The organism is Microcoleus sp. w1-18aA5, from assembly GCF_036701705.1.
In the GTDB taxonomy this organism is placed as follows: domain Bacteria; phylum Cyanobacteriota; class Cyanobacteriia; order Cyanobacteriales; family Microcoleaceae; genus Microcoleus.
Map to the genome: position 1 here is coordinate 1 of NZ_JAUPTE010000116.1, position 15,476 is coordinate 15,476.

14 protein-coding genes are annotated in these 15,476 nt (G+C 45.0%); 6 read left to right on the top strand and 8 right to left on the bottom strand.

Going from position 1 to position 15,476, the window contains the following annotated elements; genetic code table 11:
* Window positions 1-224 precede the first annotated feature (224 nt).
* Window positions 225-1,592 (top strand): hypothetical protein, encoded by a 1,368-nt coding sequence (locus Q5691_RS26035; protein WP_333311952.1) that lies wholly within the window; start codon window positions 225-227, stop codon window positions 1,590-1,592.
* 173 nt (window positions 1,593-1,765) lie between these two features.
* Here Q5691_RS26035 and Q5691_RS26040 read toward each other — a convergent pair whose 3' ends face one another.
* The 5 genes from Q5691_RS26040 to Q5691_RS26060 all read right to left on the bottom strand — a co-directional run bounded on the left by Q5691_RS26040 (window position 1,766) and on the right by Q5691_RS26060 (window position 5,594).
* Complete coding sequence (locus Q5691_RS26040; protein WP_333215896.1) at window positions 1,766-2,932, bottom strand: LptF/LptG family permease; 1,167 nt, start codon at window positions 2,930-2,932, stop codon at window positions 1,766-1,768.
* Window positions 2,933-3,012: 80 nt separating this feature from the next.
* Window positions 3,013-3,741, bottom strand: a complete 729-nt coding sequence (lptB, locus tag Q5691_RS26045; protein WP_333034782.1) for an LPS export ABC transporter ATP-binding protein — start codon at window positions 3,739-3,741, stop codon at window positions 3,013-3,015.
* A 173-nt stretch (window positions 3,742-3,914) separates the two neighbouring features.
* A complete protein-coding gene (locus Q5691_RS26050; protein ID WP_333231432.1) occupies window positions 3,915-4,385 on the bottom strand; it encodes an LptA/OstA family protein in 471 nt (156 codons plus the stop codon).
* 291 nt (window positions 4,386-4,676) lie between these two features.
* Window positions 4,677-5,084: a DUF309 domain-containing protein gene (locus Q5691_RS26055; protein WP_333215900.1), complete on the bottom strand. Its 408-nt coding sequence runs from the start codon at window positions 5,082-5,084 to the stop codon at window positions 4,677-4,679.
* A gap of 147 nt (window positions 5,085-5,231) precedes the next feature.
* On the bottom strand, window positions 5,232-5,594 hold the full coding sequence (locus Q5691_RS26060; RefSeq protein ID WP_333104114.1) for a ferredoxin thioredoxin reductase catalytic beta subunit: 363 nt from the start codon (window positions 5,592-5,594) through the stop codon (window positions 5,232-5,234).
* 311 nt (window positions 5,595-5,905) lie between these two features.
* Between Q5691_RS26060 and cas6 the strand changes: the two genes are divergently transcribed.
* On the top strand, window positions 5,906-7,030 hold the full coding sequence (cas6, locus tag Q5691_RS26065; protein ID WP_333215902.1) for a CRISPR-associated endoribonuclease Cas6: 1,125 nt from the start codon (window positions 5,906-5,908) through the stop codon (window positions 7,028-7,030).
* A 107-nt stretch (window positions 7,031-7,137) separates the two neighbouring features.
* Here cas6 and Q5691_RS26070 read toward each other — a convergent pair whose 3' ends face one another.
* Window positions 7,138-8,574, bottom strand: a complete 1,437-nt coding sequence (locus Q5691_RS26070) for a DUF2079 domain-containing protein (RefSeq protein WP_333347976.1) — start codon at window positions 8,572-8,574, stop codon at window positions 7,138-7,140.
* Window positions 8,575-8,583: 9 nt separating this feature from the next.
* The gene (locus Q5691_RS26075) at window positions 8,584-10,167 is read right to left on the bottom strand and encodes a DUF2079 domain-containing protein (RefSeq protein ID WP_333347979.1); all 1,584 of its coding nucleotides are present in this window, start codon (window positions 10,165-10,167) and stop codon (window positions 8,584-8,586) included.
* A 284-nt stretch (window positions 10,168-10,451) separates the two neighbouring features.
* On the opposite strand from Q5691_RS26075, the gene dxr reads away from it, so the two are divergent.
* Window positions 10,452-11,642, top strand: a complete 1,191-nt coding sequence (dxr, locus tag Q5691_RS26080; RefSeq protein WP_333231426.1) for a 1-deoxy-D-xylulose-5-phosphate reductoisomerase — start codon at window positions 10,452-10,454, stop codon at window positions 11,640-11,642.
* A gap of 398 nt (window positions 11,643-12,040) precedes the next feature.
* Complete coding sequence (locus Q5691_RS26085; protein ID WP_333215910.1) at window positions 12,041-12,733, top strand: Uma2 family endonuclease; 693 nt, start codon at window positions 12,041-12,043, stop codon at window positions 12,731-12,733.
* Here the strand turns inward: Q5691_RS26085 and Q5691_RS26090 are convergent.
* Entirely contained in the window at window positions 12,730-13,242 is a 513-nt protein-coding gene (locus Q5691_RS26090) for a phosphoribosyltransferase family protein (protein ID WP_333347982.1), read from the bottom strand. The two genes, Q5691_RS26085 and Q5691_RS26090, sit on opposite strands and share 4 nt — an antisense overlap.
* A gap of 116 nt (window positions 13,243-13,358) precedes the next feature.
* Between Q5691_RS26090 and Q5691_RS26095 the strand changes: the two genes are divergently transcribed.
* Both Q5691_RS26095 and Q5691_RS26100 read left to right on the top strand, forming a co-directional pair.
* On the top strand, window positions 13,359-14,552 hold the full coding sequence (locus Q5691_RS26095) for an RNA-guided endonuclease TnpB family protein (RefSeq protein WP_333347985.1): 1,194 nt from the start codon (window positions 13,359-13,361) through the stop codon (window positions 14,550-14,552).
* A 96-nt stretch (window positions 14,553-14,648) separates the two neighbouring features.
* Window positions 14,649-15,398, top strand: a complete 750-nt coding sequence (locus tag Q5691_RS26100) for a pentapeptide repeat-containing protein (RefSeq protein ID WP_333215916.1) — start codon at window positions 14,649-14,651, stop codon at window positions 15,396-15,398.
* Window positions 15,399-15,476 lie beyond the last annotated feature (78 nt).

Genomic DNA, 15,476 nt, shown 5'->3' on the forward strand with positions numbered 1-15,476 from the left:
ACACTCGTAGCCTGAAGGCTACAACTGCGTTTCATCCCCGGCTTAAAAGACCGGGGTTCTCACGCGACGCGCTATAGCGAGCCGGACGATCGCACACCGACAGTAAAAGCCAAACCGAGATGAGCCCGATCGCACTTACCCCCGCATAGCAAAAATAATCAAGATTGATGTGGTAGACTAGGAAAAATAGTTTTAAATCCGCACGCTCGGAAGGAAGCAAAACTATGTCAATTTTTAAGCGATTTCCTACATCTGTCCGCTATCTAATAGCGCGGTTGCGCCACTGGACGCAACCCGCCGTTTGGGCTCCCTTAGCCGTGCTGTGTGCGGGGGGGTTATTTATCTGGGAGGTCTCTGTAAATCCAGAAAGGTTGAGTATAGATGGCGAAGAAGAACCAGCCTCAAACACTCCAGCTTCGCTATCGGGACTATCTGCTGAAGATACCGCCATTGCGGCTGAAATCGACAGCTCACCAGTGCTAGTCAATCAGTTTAATGGCTCTACTGCTTCTGAACTGAACTTGTTAAATTCATCAGTAGTAAAAAGCAAAGGTTTATTCGAGGAACTTCGAGATCGGGACTTAGAAACTCCTCAGCCATCTTTAGCCCCCAAGCGGGTAGGAAGCAGCGGATTTTTCTCCTTGTCAAATTTAGCCAATTCTGCTGTCGAGGCCGGAAACAATAACCCCCAAAATTCCACCTTGCCAAGTTCAAACGCAACATCAGCGTTGAGTTTATCTGGCAGTGGGAGACTGACTTCCGGGATAAAAACGATCAAGCCTGAGTCTGGGGGTACAGCGACAGCAACTTTATCGCAGGCGTCGAGTGATGCTAATTCAGATAAACAAAACGAAAATTCTCTGCCTTTGAGTCCGCTGCAAGCAGCTATGAAAAAATACGTCGTTGCTAACACTTCGCCAACGGCGGCTTCGGCTGAAAAAACAGCAGACTCGGCTAAATTGCTCGATCGACCAGCTTCCGATCCGGCGGCAGGAAATGCCACAAATTTGCTCCCAACGACAGCTACAGCTCAAAGTGGAGCCAATCCAGTGAATGTTCCCACAGCACTTCTCCCACTTGTGGCTCCGACAAATACTGTGAGCAAGGAATCTCAAGAATTCTTAAAACCGACAGCGACAGTCCCTGAATCATTAGCGGGGTTAACTTCCCGAGTACCGAGCCTTCCCGAAATTAATGCAGGGGCTGCAACGGTGGCTTTGCCGAAAAATCCCTACCAAACTAATTTATCTGGCTCAGGCTTCGCACCTGAAGTTCAACCTGTGGCACTTCCAGTAGCCATACCTTCGCCAACACCTCTACTTCCAAATGCCGCTCAATCTCCCTTTCCGAATGTGATTGGGGGAAGTAAGATAATTAGCCCTCAATTCTCTCCCAATTCAGCGAATTCTCAATTTCAAACACCTCCACCGAGTCAGCTTAATTTGCCGCAGCAGCCTAACTTTGGATTTGTTCCCCAAAACGCAAATCAGGGCGTGCAGCCCATTCAACCTCAAACTTTTTCTACACCCCGCTCCCTGGCTCCGGGACGCTACATTGGTGGTGGCGAAATCAATACTTTTTCTAATCCTTAAAAGAAGGAAGTTCTGCCACGAAAAATATATTATCAATTCCCAATACTTAGGCTACGCTGTTCCTGCCCCTCGAATTCGTTTTTCCTCAGCGTAGTCGAAGGGAAGGGAGCCGAAGGCAGTCGAATTGCAGTAAAAGTTCCGAATTACCCATTTCCCAATGTTAGCGGTAAAACTTACCGAGCGGCAGCCCGCACCAACAACAATCCCCCGATTCCCAAGCCAAACACGATAGGCAACCAAGCCGAAAGAATCGGAGTCAAAACAGCTTTCACACCCATAGAACTGGTGATGAAAGAAAATACGTAGTAAGTAAAAATCACAACTACGCTAATACCAAAACTCGTTCCTCGACCGGAGCGACGCGGTTGAGTTCCCAAAGCTGCTCCCACTAAACCAAATACCATGCACACGAAAGGAAAAGCATATTTTTCTTGAATTCGCACCTTTAATTTGCGAATTTGCGGTTCGTCGCCACTGTTTTTAAGGATATCCAAACGCTCTAAGGCTTGGGCAATGTTCATTTCCTTGAAATCCCGCGCTCTAGCCGCTAAATCTAAGGGTGTGCGGGGCAGTTGCAACTGCTGGTGTTGAAACCTAACTATATTGCGGTAAGAGCCATCAGGAGCTACTATATAAGCGGTTCCGTTGAAAAAATCCCAGGTATTTTCTGAGGGATTCCAAGTAGCTGATTCTGAAGAAACGATTTGATTGAGGCCTGGGGTGGAGCGATCGATAATTGTTAAACCTTTCATTTGCTGGCCGTCAAATTGTTCTGCATAAAAAAAGCGGGCGAGGATTTCGTCGCCGCCTTTTTCGGGTTTGCGAAATTCTGTGTAGATAATATTTCTATCTTGAAATGTCGGTTTTTCTCGCTTGAGGGCTCTGTCTAAAGTCAGAGTTGCTCTGTAGCTGGCGGCGGGTACAACTAACTCTTGCAAACCAAAAGTTAAGCCTGCAACAATTAAACTCATGATCACAGCAGGCAGTATTAATCGGTAAACGCTAACTCCGCAACTGCGAAGGGCGATAAGTTCGCTGTCGCTGGACATTCGGCTGTAGGCCATTAAGGTTGCTAGCAGCATTGACATGGGGAAAGCCAATACTACGAAGTAGGGAATTTGCAGGAGAAAAATTTCTATGGCTGCGCTGTAGGGGAGGCCGGATTCTGCTACTCTGCGGACTAATTCAAATAAAGCTCCAACTGTGACGGCGACGGATGTAAAGAGTCCGACGCCAAAGAGAAATGGCCCGATTAGTTCTTTGGTAATGTACCAGTCCATTACTGAAATTCTCGGCAGCCAGTTGATGGGATTCAAAGAATTGGATATTGCTATTTTCATAGTTTGGGCTTTTTGCAGTTTGCTCCTCAATCTAACATCTCAAATCTAAAATTATGGCAATGGGGAATGCCTTCAAAAGACTATCGCACGAAGTTGTCGCCTAAGTAATACTGACGCACTAAAGGATTACTGTAGAGTTCTTCTTCAGCCCCGGAGGCTAAAATTTGGCCGTCTCGCATGATGTAGGCTCGATCGGTAATTTCGAGGGTTTCTCGGACGTTGTGATCGGTGATGAGGATGCCGATTTTACGATCGCGCAATTTAGCAATAATGGTTTGAATTTCGTCTACGGCGATCGGATCGACGCCTGCAAACGGTTCGTCTAAAAATAGGAACATCGGGCCGTCTCGCCCAGCGGCTAATGCTCTGGCCAGTTCAGTCCGCCGCCTTTCTCCCCCCGATATTTGAATTCCCAAACTAGATGCTATTTTTTCTAAGCGAAATTCTTGCAATAGGAAATCGACTCGCTCGCGCCATTCCCAGCGTGGCACTTGAGTTTGTTCTAAAACTAACAAAATGTTGTCCCGCACGCTCATGTTTCGGAAAATGCTTGCTTCTTGAGCGAGATAGCCAATTCCCAAATGCGCTCGCTGGTGCATCGCCAATTTAGTGATGTCTAAATCGTTTAGCCAAACAGTTCCTTGATTGGGTTTTTCTAATCCGGTTGCTATGTAAAATGTTGTGGTTTTGCCGGCACCATTGGGGCCAAGCAGTCCTACGATTTCTCCTTGGGCTACCGACAGGTTGACGCGACTAACTACATTGCGTTTTCCGTAGGATTTGTGAATATTTTCGAGTACAATTTTCATTTTCGCTCCCGGCAACCTCTACAAGCTAAATTTCAGACTGCGGCTTTGTGCGATCGAGTCTCTAATTTAAATTTTACCTTTTCAAGTTTGTGAGTTTTATAAAGACGAAATTTCGCATCTATCCCAAGTAGTATGTTTTGGCTGAGGCGAAATTTCGCTGCTGCAAGCCACTGTTACCGGGGGGCTGAAGTTGGACGTGGGGAGCCAACTGTATTTTGGGCTGCCGCATCTTGTTCCGGGGCAACCAGATAGACTGATTCTACCTGTCCTGGGTTGTCTGGCAGGGCAATAAACCGCCCTTCGTCGATCAGGTATGTTATGGTTTCGCCGCGTAGGCTGTTGCCCTGCTGCAATACGTAAACATCTCCGCTGAGAATGATCCGGCGCTCGCGGCTGAAATATTGAGCTTGAGCTGCGGTTGCTTGTATTTGGCGGGCTGGATAGTTGATTTGGACGTTGCCGCGGGCAGTCACGATGCCGGTTTTGGAGTCGGCTTCTTGAATGTCCGATCGCACGCTGAGAGTGCGGGGCGGCCCGGCTTGCGGGTAGGTGGGAGAGGCGATCGCGCCTGCCAGAGTCAGGGGCAACAGCAGCGATAATCCTTTGAATATGCGGGAATTGAGCAGTTTAGCGGAGGGCATCATAAGCTTGGAGCCTCAATATTTGTGAAATTACTGAAGGGCATTATATCCAGTTAGATATTTTATCTTAACGGCCAGAAAGATTCCCGTGAGGTCGATCGATTGACCCGATAGTCTCAACCAATTATCCTAGCAAGACAACAGCGAATTTAATTGGCTATTTTGCTGAGTGGCTGCAACTCTCTTACCCAGAAACCGGCAAGATACTCGTTCCACAGTCAATTAATCTGCTTGGGCAGCCAGCCCTCCTCTGTGTAGAGGCTAAGTATACTGCACCCTAATACAAACATTTATTTAACTTTTTGGTACTTTGATAATTAGCGGCAATTGCAAGCCTGCAACTTCTGTACCTGCGAACAACGGTTGAAATTTAGCTACTTCTTCCGGACCAGCTTGTTGCAAAGCGCTCAAAAGTTTAGCACTTTGTCCGAGCAAGTCTTCAACAGCAATTCCAGCATAACTAGGCTGATAATAACTGAGCCGATTTATTCCTTCTCCCAGCAATATGACTGCACCGCGCCAGTTTTGATTTCCTAAGTGATAAAGCGCGACCGCAATTTGCAATATTCCCTGATAAAACCTTTTTTCCGGCTCGCAGGCTTCCATCCACAAAGCCTCTAAAGTATCGTGACAAGCGTAAAATTCTTGGCTGTTAAACTGTTCAATACCTTGCCAAAACTCGATCGGGATTTCCTCTGTCATTCGATTGGAGATTGGGGATTTTCGATAGCGGATATATGTTTGAGTAGGCGGCGATCGATTGTTTTTTAATAGCTAAGTCTTAAAAATAGGAAAATTTCCGAATTATTTTCAAAACTACTGCCATTTCACGACCGCCTACTTAACCGATTACATAGTATCTCTGACAGCTTGAATCTGATCCATTCCTATTTCCTGATTAGTTCCAGCGAAATCGTTATCTGGCGTCAGGAATAACATACAGTGACACTCTTTGCGCTCGCGCATGGGAATGCAGGGACAGTTCCAGTAGGCGGCTTTTACTTCGGCTTCTTTATCTTCGTAATGGCGACAAGGGCATAAGGGAGCGCCTAGTTCATCCTTGTGTTTTGCTAGTCCTTCTATCACGACAGCAGTGACGGAAGGTTCAGAACAAAAGAAAGTTCCCGTGCGCTTGGCATAGGTTTCGGAGAAATTCTTCATCGCCTCCAAAGTTTTTTCGTTGGAGAGTTTAGATTTTTCTGTTGTGTTCATAGTTTAGGATCGGAGTTGAGGATGCTACGAGCTTTTGACAATTGTAGCGCAGAATGTGATTTTAAACACTTGTATATTTCTGTTTACTTACAAGGAGAAAAACCTTGACAAAGATTGAGTTTTAGGTTGTTGGTTTTTTAGTGGTTTTTCTCTATCCCGGAGGGTGCGCGAAACTGGCTGCAGACCAGGTTTTTGGAGCAGCCAAAAGATTTGGGCGATCGATCGCCCTCAACTATCATCCCCCAAAGGGGATTAAAATCGGATAAGATAGCACGGCGCTCTTTCTGTGACGGCTATAGGCATGGCATCTGATGGCAACTTCCCCGAACCGCACCCACAGCAAAAAATCTCCTCCTTCTGGGCTGATTTGGCCGGATAACACCGAGTTAGTCGGATTAGTGTTAGAGTTGACCCCCCGCGCTGCTAGCTATCTGTACGCGCAGTATGCTATAGGTTTGCACGCTTGGTTTTTAGGTCAAGTACAGCAAACTGACCCGAATTTATCGAAACTTTTGCACGATGAACAGTCAGAAAAAGCCTTTACTATTTCGGGATTGGAAGGTGATTTGCTCCCCGGTGGCAAAGAATTTCAGCTTTTGGGCGATCGAATTTATCGCTGGTACGTAACAGGACTTTCCAAGCCAGTAGTGCAGTGGCTGAGTCAGTGGCTACAAAATTTGCCTCAAGAGATAGATTTGCGAAATGCTCCGCTGCTAATTCGCTCTTGGGATATTGTTTCTACACCCACCACTTACGAGCAATTATTAACAGCAGAAACTCCATTTTCGCCAACCATCAAACTTAGTTTCGTGACTCCTACAAGCTTTCGTAGCAAAGGCTATCACTTCCCTTTGCCAGTTCCCGAAAATGTTTTTCACAGCTATTTGCGTCGCTGGAATAACTTTTCTGGGGTAAATTTTGACCAAGCAGAATTTTTGAGTTGGATTGAGGAAAATGCAATTATTAGCCGCCACAAATTGGAGTCGCAAAAGGTAGCAGCGGGCAAAAAAGGCATGGTAACGGGATTCACTGGGGCTGTGGAATTTGGGCTAGGGCGATCGGCTCACAATCGCCCTGATTTTGTACAATTATTTTATGCTTTGGGGCGGTTAGCGCCTTATTGCGGCACGGGCCACAAAACAACTTTTGGATTGGGACAAACGCGAGCACAATGGTTGACAGAAGCGCTACCTGAAGTGTCAATACAAAGCGTCTTGGGGGCACGAATAGAGGAATTGACCAAGAAGTTTATGGCACTGAGAAAGCGTAAAGGTGGAAGTCGCGCTGCTGAGATTGCGGAAACTTGGGCGACGATTTTGGCGCGCCGGGAATTGGGGGAATCTTTGTTTGATATTGCTGCTGATTTAGAAATGCCTTATGAAACTGTGAAAACTTACGTGAAGTTGGCAAGAAGGGCTTTGAAAGTGGAGGAGTAGAGGGCATTGGGCATTGGGCATTGGGCATTGGGCATTGGGCATTGGGAATGACTGTTGAATGATGAGTGATGACTACTGACTACTGACTAATGACTAATGACTGCTGACTAAGGACTCTTAGTAAATAGATATATGTCGTCTCGCTGATATTTTAGTTGAAATTGAGGGGTGTTTTTTAGTTTAGTTATGAGGTTTTCCACAAAAGCTTTATCGCTCATCCAGCCAGGGTAGCGCAAATTCAGCAATACATAATCAAATTCTGCGAGATTTGCCGGCGGTGCGTTAGCCAGAGTTAATTTGACTACAGGGCGGTGCGCTAAGTGCGGAGCAATCTGAGCAGTTGTTAAAACACTGCCTTTGGTTTCAACAAGAGAAATTGCTTCTCTCGTAGCTGGCAAAGTGTCGAGCCCATTTAAATAAATACTCCAAAAATAGCCGTATTTCGCTAAAGCTAAGAAAGCAATCAACGACCAAATTACAATGACTCTAGGCAATGGATAATTAGCAAGTGGCAATCTATCAAATATTGTTTTTCCCTTTTGCTGATTGCTAGCTGCTAAACTGGAAATTACGGCAACCAAAAAAAACGGCAATATCGGCACAGAATATTGATGAATTAAATCGCGCTGAGCGGGGATATCGGAAAGAATATTCATCGCCAACATCGGCACAGCACTAATTAAAGATGACAGATGACGCGGGGACAACCACCAAATTACAGGTAATACCAATAACGCTAAATATCCAAAAGTATCTAAAGAAAACAAACGCCCTAAAACTAGATTGGGCTTGACTATTAAATTAATAGCAATTTCCAAAACCGAGTTTCCCAAATATTGATATCGCCCGATTCCCGCGTGTTCTCTTCCCTGATTAAAATACGGTATAACTGCCTGAGTAACTACCAGAAACCAACCCGCCCCTAGAAAGAGAGCTATGAGCCCACAATTGCGTTTTTTGTCAAAACAAAACAGCCAAAAACCCATCGCAGCCACAGTTAAAGATAGCACGGCTTTGCAGCTCAAAACTAATACAATAGCAGCACAAAACCACAAGGTTTTATTCATCCTCGCGGCTAAGATTGCTCCTAGCAGTGCTGGTAAAGCAATGACTTCTGGGTGGAAGTCGAAGAGGTTGACATTAAATACTGCAGGATAAAGCAGATATATGGCTGAAATTGCAATTGCTTTCCCTTCGTTTAATTCCGCTTGACGTGCCAAACTCCAACTCGGCCAAGCGCCTAAAGCTAGGGAAACAGCTTGCACTAAAAAAAGCCAGTGAACATCTGGATATATTTTGTACAGTAAAGCTAGTGGATAGAAAATAAAAGCGGCGTGATCCCCCCAAATATTTATTGCCATTAAAGAGGAAAATGGCGTTTGATTTTGGGCTATTAAATAAATTGCTTGGTCAAAAATTGCTAAGTCGAATGCAGTTGACTGAAACAAAGCGTGCCGCGCGCTGCTGGCGGTAAATAAGACTATCGTCGTCACGACAATCATTAAAAATACTGGATGAGATTTTAGGGATTTTAAAGTTAGCATTTTATTGGTTTAATCAGCCCTTCGTTTAAATAGCAGGACTTCGTTTTTTTGATAATTTAATTTAAAATCGGGAGAAGTTTTAAGTTTATTTGCTAAAGTAGCACCAAGTTTTTCAGTATCAGGCCAGGGATGGCGCAGGTTTAATAATATGTATTGAAATTCAGCTAAATTTGTTTGGGGCGAAATTTGTGACAGCAATTTTACTATTGGGCGGTGGGCGAAGTGAGGGGCAAGTCTATTATCGGTTAAAATGCTGCTTTGGGATTGAACTTGTGTGGCTGCTTCGCGTGTAGCTTGCCAGGTATCTAGTCTATTTAGGTACAGATAAAAATCTTTATATTCGCCCACACCTAGGAAAATTAGTAATGACCAAATTATCATGATTCTCGGCAATTGAATTCCCCGCCAAAGTTGAGAAATTCGGAAGTTTTTAATTGGTGGCAGATTGACCCATGTTAAAAAATGTTGCTTATTTGCTTTATCCTCTTCCTGGTTGCCTTTTATTTCTTCCCTATTCCTTGTTTCTTCCTTCGCGATTACTGCTAAAAATAAAAATGGAATTATAGGCACTGAATACTGATAGGCTAAGCTGCGTTGAAATGACAAGTCAGAGAGGATATTGATCAGCAGGGTAGGGATGGCAGGAATTAGCGCTGTTAAATATTGTAGGCGTAGTTTCCCTGAAAATGGCAATAGCAGCCAAATCACAGGTAAGGTGAGGAGAAATAAATATTTGAATGTATCGAAGGAAAGGATTTTTCCTAATACTAACTGTGGTTTTAATATGAGATTGATGATAATTTCTAGTACAGATTTCCCTAAATAGCCGTAGCGCCCGACTCCAGCGACTTCGCTGCCGCTAAAGAAGGGGATGATTGTCTGGGTAGCTATCAAAAACCAAGCTGCACCTAGCAAAAGTGCGATCGCCCCGTACCGTTGCTTTTTTTCGCAAAAAAACAGCCAGAAGCCAATAGCAACAACGGTTAGGGACAAAACCGCTTTGCAACTGAGAACTAACAGAATCGCGGTACAAAACCACACAATTTTATTTAAACGCGCCGCCAAAATTGCTGCCAAAAGTGCGGGTAAAGCGATTACTTCCGGGTGAAAATCAAATAAATTGATGTTAAATACCACCGGATAGAGCAAATAAATCAATGCGATCGCACGGGATTGTTCTTGATTTAAACCTGCGAAACGCGCTAAACTCCAGCTAGGCCAAGCGCCTAGGGATAATGCAACTGCTTGTACCAACAGCAGCCAATGCACATCTGGGTAAATTTTGTACAGCAAAGCTAGCGGATAATAGATTACCGCTGCGTGATCGCCCAAAATATGAATCCCCATTAAAGAAGAAAAAGGCGTTTGGTTTTGGCTGATTAAGTAAATTGCTTGGTCAAAAATTCCCAAATCGAAAGCAGTTGATTGGAATAAAGCGTGGCGTAAACTGCTACACAAAAAGAAAATTGCCGCAGCAGTCGCGATCGCCCAAACCAAACTCGACGGTAGCTGCGATCGACCTTCGTCTCTATTTTCGGCGATCGAGACACTGATGTCCTCACGGTCATCAGCAACATTTTCCCTATTCTGCATGAAATCTGGCACTAGGTGGTCAATCGATTTTAGATTTTAGATTTTAGATTTTAGATTGAAGCATTGACCCCACGGATAAATTCGGGGGCTCCTTTATCGGATACAGGTTTTTTATTTCTGGGTCCTGAGTCTGCTTTCGGAATGAGTCCGGGGGCTTGTATCCTGGATGCTTTCGGTCACTCAAAATATGATTCCATCGAATGTGCTTTCCACGCAATAGTTAACCACTAATTTTTATCCCCGCAATCGTAATATTAGAATAATCCACAAAACATTAAAAAATTGTGAAAGCAATAACTCTTCTCGGTTCCACAGGCTCGATCGGCACTCAGACTCTGGATATTGTAGCTCAATACCCCGATCAATTTCGGATTGTCGGGTTAACCGCCGGACGAAATGTAACCTTGCTGGCCCAGCAAATTCGCCAGTTTAGACCGGAAATTGTCGCGGTTTGCGACGAAGATAAATTACAGGAATTGAAGGATGCGATCGCAGATCTCGACCCTCAACCTATTTTACTTGCGGGCGAGTCAGGCGTTGTCGAAGTTGCCCAATACGGCGACGCTCAAGCCGTCGTCACCGGCATAGTTGGCTGTGCCGGTTTGCTGCCAACAATTGCGGCTATCAAAGCAGGCAAAGATATCGCCTTAGCCAATAAAGAAACATTAATCGCAGGGGGCCCCGTTGTCAACCCCTTAATCGAAAAATACGGCGTTAAAATATTACCTGCTGACTCGGAACATTCGGCAATTTTTCAGTGCCTCCAAGGTGTTATGGTTGGCGGGCTGCGACGAATTATTCTCACTGCTTCGGGCGGTTCTTTTCGAGATTTGCCGATCGACAAATTAGCAGAAGTAACAGTAGCCGATGCTTTGAAACATCCGAATTGGTCGATGGGGCAGAAAATCACGATCGATTCTGCTACTTTGATGAATAAAGGATTAGAAGTAATTGAGGCTCATTACTTGTTCGGGATGGATTATGACGACATTGATATTGTCATCCATCCTCAGAGCATAATTCACTCGTTAATTGAGCTGCAAGATACCTCGGTTTTGGCGCAATTGGGGTGGCCAGATATGCGTTTGCCGCTGCTTTACGCTTTGTCTTGGCCGGAACGAATTCATACAGATTGGGAACGGCTGGATTTGGTAAAAGCTGGGGATTTAACTTTCCGAGAACCCGACCACGAAAAGTATCCTTGTATGCAGTTGGCTTATGCGGCGGGACGTGCGGGCGGTTCGATGCCTGCGGTGCTGAATGCGGCAAATGAACAGGCGGTAGCGCTATTTTTGCAGGAGAAGATTCAGTTTTTGGATATTCCGAAGCTGATTGAGAAGGCGTGCGACAAACATCAAACCGATAACTGTGAAAGTCCTGGTTTAGACGATATTTTGGCGGCGGATCGGTGGGCGCGGCAGGAAGTTTTGGCAGATAGTATGGAATTGGGCGATCGTATTCTTTCGGTTCGCTAATTGTATCAGCCGACTTGCACTTACCCACAAGCTCGCCGGGAATTAATTCCCCGTCTCATAGCTAAAGTCGGTTGAAATTGAGATATTGCACCATTTTCAATAAGGCTTTTATGAACGGGCAAGATGCCCGTTCCACAAAGAATGAATTTCTTGTGGAACAAGCATCTTGCCTGCTGCTGACAATGCTACAACATCTCAGTTGAAACCGACTGCCCAACCTTGATAAATATCTAGTCCTCTTTCAGAGGACTGTCTTCTATGAGACAGGGGTTTTTAACCCCTGGCGGACTATACCAAAAAGTGCAAGATATCAGCTAAAGCCAAATCAAAGTTTTGCCATCTCATTCTTCAATCCCTTGATAAAATAGAGCTATGAGTCCCATTCCTAGAAGCAACCGATGCAAACTGAAACTAAATCAACAGTATTTGAACTGAATCAATTAATTGTCCCCCCCGGCAATAAAGTGCAGTTACAAAACGTTAGCTGGGAAATGTACTCGTCTATCCTAGACGAGTTAGGAGAAGGTTACGCCATTCGACTTACTTATTACAAAGAAACATTGGAAATCAGAATGCCACTACCCAAACATGAAAAAGCTAAGTCATTGATTGGCGACTTCGTTAAGTTAATGCTGGAAGAACTTAATATTGATTGTGAAGTTTTAGGTTCCACTACTTTCAAAAGCCAAGATATGCAGAGCGGTGTAGAACCTGACGATTGTTTCTACATTCAGAACCAAGCTGCTGTCAGAGGCAAGGATCGAATAGATTTAACAGTAGACCCGCCTCCGGATTTAGCGATCGAGATTGACAACTCCTCACAAACCGCTTTAAACAGCTATCAAGCTTTGAAAGTGCCGGAACTTTGGAGATATGACGGGCGAACCCTTAAAATTTATCTGCTTCAAGAGGGAAAATATACTGAGTCCGATACCAGCCAAAATTTCCCCGAATTTCCCATTATTAATGTAATTCCCGAATATGTCGATCGCGCCAACACCCAAGGCAGAAGCCCGACAATCAGAGCATTTCGAGCTTGGGCTAAAGAACAACTACAAATCAAAGACTCCGTTGAGAGCGGGTTTTACTAACTCCCCACTTTCGCAGCCAAATCAGCCGCACTCATCTTTTCGTACATTTCAAAAGGTTGGTGAATCCAAGGATTGTCAGCCAAATAATCTACATAATAATCCGGCTTGGCAACAGAACAAGCCTTGTACCAAAGCACAGCAGTCCGAATTTCCTGAATATCTTCCCCGTAGCGGTTCTTCAGCCAAGCGATACCTTGGTGCAAACTAATTCCCGAATCCACCAAATCGTCAACCAGGAGAATGCGGCTGCCCAAATTATCGCCCACCATTGTCAAATCGCGGGCAAACTCGATCGCACCCCGGACATTTCCCTCGGCCCCACCATAGGACGAGGCAGCTAAAATGGCCAGAGGTTTGCCGAAAATCCGCGACAGAGTATCCCCAACTCGCAGCCCTCCCCTCGCCAGACAGACAATTCGATCAAATTTCCATTGAGATTCCTCAATTTTTACAGCCAAATCCTCAATTTTCCGATGGTAATCAGGCCAAGAAACGTAAAGGTCGCTCATCAAAAAAATGGGTCTGAAACCCCGTCCTTATAGGACGGCTTTACATGAATTTTTGTTAATATATACCATTTCACACAAGACGTGCTAGTATGTGAAATAGCGTACTTAAGGTCAGCATGACATTAAAAGCCTTCAGCTATCGATTCTACCCAACGCCGGAACAAGAAAGTTTGTTGCGACGTACTTTGGGTTGTGTTCGTTTGGTCTACAACCGTGCTTTAGCCACAAGAACGGAAGCTTGGTACGCAGAACACAAACGGGTAGGCTATGCTGAGACTTCTTCCATGTTAACCGAATGGAAGAAAACTGAAGAACTAGATTTTCTGAACAAAGTGAGCTGCGTGCCACTGCAGCAATGCTTGAGACATTTACAAACGGCTTATACCAACTTTTTTGATGGGCGGGCACAATATCCTAACTTCAAAAAGAAACGCAACGGTGGTAGTGCAGAATTTACCAAGTCAGCATTCAAGTTCAGAGATGGACAAGTCTACCTAGCAAAAAGCACACAAGCTTTACCAATTCGCTGGAGCCGGACACTACCTGATGGTGCAACACCATCAAGCTCAAGCTTAAGCGTAAAGCTGGCACCATCAGGTAGGTGGTCAGTTTCTCTGCTGGTAGAGGTTGAAATTGAAGCATTAACCAGAACAGATAATCAAGTCGGTATCGACCTGGGAGTTAAAAGCTGGCTCACTCTAAGCACTGGCGAAAAGATTGCCAATCCCAAAGGACTCAAGGCAAAGTATCGCAATCTTAGAAAAGCGCAAAAATCTTTAAGTCGCAAACAAAAAGGGTCAAACAACCGTCATAAAGCACGACTCAAAGTAGCGAAAGTGCATCAAGAAATTACTGATGCAAGGAAAGATAATCTTCACAAGTTAACAACGCGGTTGGTGCGTGAAAACCAAACCATCGCCGTAGAAGACTTAGCTTTGAAGAATATGGTTAAAAACCGGAAACTAGCCGCTTCTATAAGTGATGCAAGTTGGGGGGAATTAGTCAGACAACTAGAATACAAGTGCGATTGGTACGGTCGTACTTTAATTAAGATTAACCGATGGTTTCCGAGTTCAAAACGGTGTGGTAATTGCGGACACACCGTTAACAAGATGCCGTTGAATATCCGGGAATGGGATTGTCCTAATTGCCACACTCACCATGACCGAGATATTAATGCGGCAAAAAATATTTTGGCGGCAGGGCTTGCCGTGTCAGTCTGTGGAGCGACTGTAAGACCTGAACAGAGTAAATCTGTTAAGGCTGGTGCGAAACCCCGTAAGGGACAGAAGCAGAAACCTGAATCGTGAGGTTTGGGAATCCCCGTGCGTTTACGCCTGGGTGGATGTCAATCCTAATATTATTGAAATATCAAAGGTATTATTAATTATTTTGGGGAAAATGACATGGATGCAGATGAACTTCTCAGACGGTATACAGCCGGAGAACGGGTTTTTCACAAAGTAGACCTGAGCGGTGTCCATATGTCAAGGACAAATTTGCGCGATATTGACCTGAGTCACGCTAATTTAAAAGGTGCAAATTCGATCGGTCTCACCCTCTACAGAGCTAATCTGTATCAAGCAGATATCAGTCAAGCCAACCTCTCCCAAGGCAACCTCATGTCCGCTAATTTTGGCGAATGCGAGGCGGTGGGAGCGAACTTGAGCGGAGCCATCTTGCGGAGTGTCGTCTTCAGCGGGGCCGATTTAACGGGGGCGAGTCTCAGGGGTGCAGACATGAGAGATGCAAACCTTCAGGGGGCAATTTTAATTCAAGTTTATGCAGTTAACGCTAACTTGCAAGGTGCAAACTTGACAGAAGTAAAGCTTTGCGGAATCAACCTGAGCAAAGCAAATTTAACGGATGCGAACTTAACACAAGCTGACCTCAGCCGTGCTAACCTAACTCAAGCAAATCTGAGTTGGGCTAATTTGACGGAAGCAAATCTGGAAAAAGCTGATTTGAAGGGAGCCGATTTGAGCGGAGCTAACTTGAGCTGTGCAAATCTCCATCAAGCAGATTTGAGCGGAGTTTCCCTTAAGGGAGCAAATCTCCGGGGAGCAAACTTGCATCAAGCTTCTTTGCGCGGGACAAATTTGAATGAAGCGAATCTGAGAGAGGCCATGATGCCTGACGGCACAATCTGTGACTAAATAGGGCTTGCTGAAAAAGTCAGAAAACAGCATTGCGAAAAATGAGTGAATTCGAGATCGCCTTGACGAGATAAGTTT

Excerpts from the sequence above, each read along its gene's own strand:
- Q5691_RS26035 (WP_333311952.1), top strand. The coding sequence starts at position 225 with ATGTCAATTTTTAAGCGATTTCCTACATCTGTCCGCTATCTAATAGCG.
- Q5691_RS26040 (WP_333215896.1), bottom strand. The coding sequence starts at position 2,932 with ATGAAAATAGCAATATCCAATTCTTTGAATCCCATCAACTGGCTGCCG.
- lptB (WP_333034782.1), bottom strand. The coding sequence starts at position 3,741 with ATGAAAATTGTACTCGAAAATATTCACAAATCCTACGGAAAACGCAAT.
- Q5691_RS26050 (WP_333231432.1), bottom strand. The coding sequence starts at position 4,385 with ATGATGCCCTCCGCTAAACTGCTCAATTCCCGCATATTCAAAGGATTA.
- Q5691_RS26055 (WP_333215900.1), bottom strand. The coding sequence starts at position 5,084 with ATGACAGAGGAAATCCCGATCGAGTTTTGGCAAGGTATTGAACAGTTT.
- Q5691_RS26060 (WP_333104114.1), bottom strand. The coding sequence starts at position 5,594 with ATGAACACAACAGAAAAATCTAAACTCTCCAACGAAAAAACTTTGGAG.
- cas6 (WP_333215902.1), top strand. The coding sequence starts at position 5,906 with ATGGCAACTTCCCCGAACCGCACCCACAGCAAAAAATCTCCTCCTTCT.
- Q5691_RS26070 (WP_333347976.1), bottom strand. The coding sequence starts at position 8,574 with ATGCTAACTTTAAAATCCCTAAAATCTCATCCAGTATTTTTAATGATT.
- Q5691_RS26075 (WP_333347979.1), bottom strand. The coding sequence starts at position 10,167 with ATGCAGAATAGGGAAAATGTTGCTGATGACCGTGAGGACATCAGTGTC.
- Q5691_RS26085 (WP_333215910.1), top strand. The coding sequence starts at position 12,041 with ATGCAAACTGAAACTAAATCAACAGTATTTGAACTGAATCAATTAATT.
- Q5691_RS26090 (WP_333347982.1), bottom strand. The coding sequence starts at position 13,242 with ATGAGCGACCTTTACGTTTCTTGGCCTGATTACCATCGGAAAATTGAG.
- Q5691_RS26095 (WP_333347985.1), top strand. The coding sequence starts at position 13,359 with ATGACATTAAAAGCCTTCAGCTATCGATTCTACCCAACGCCGGAACAA.
- Q5691_RS26100 (WP_333215916.1), top strand. The coding sequence starts at position 14,649 with ATGGATGCAGATGAACTTCTCAGACGGTATACAGCCGGAGAACGGGTT.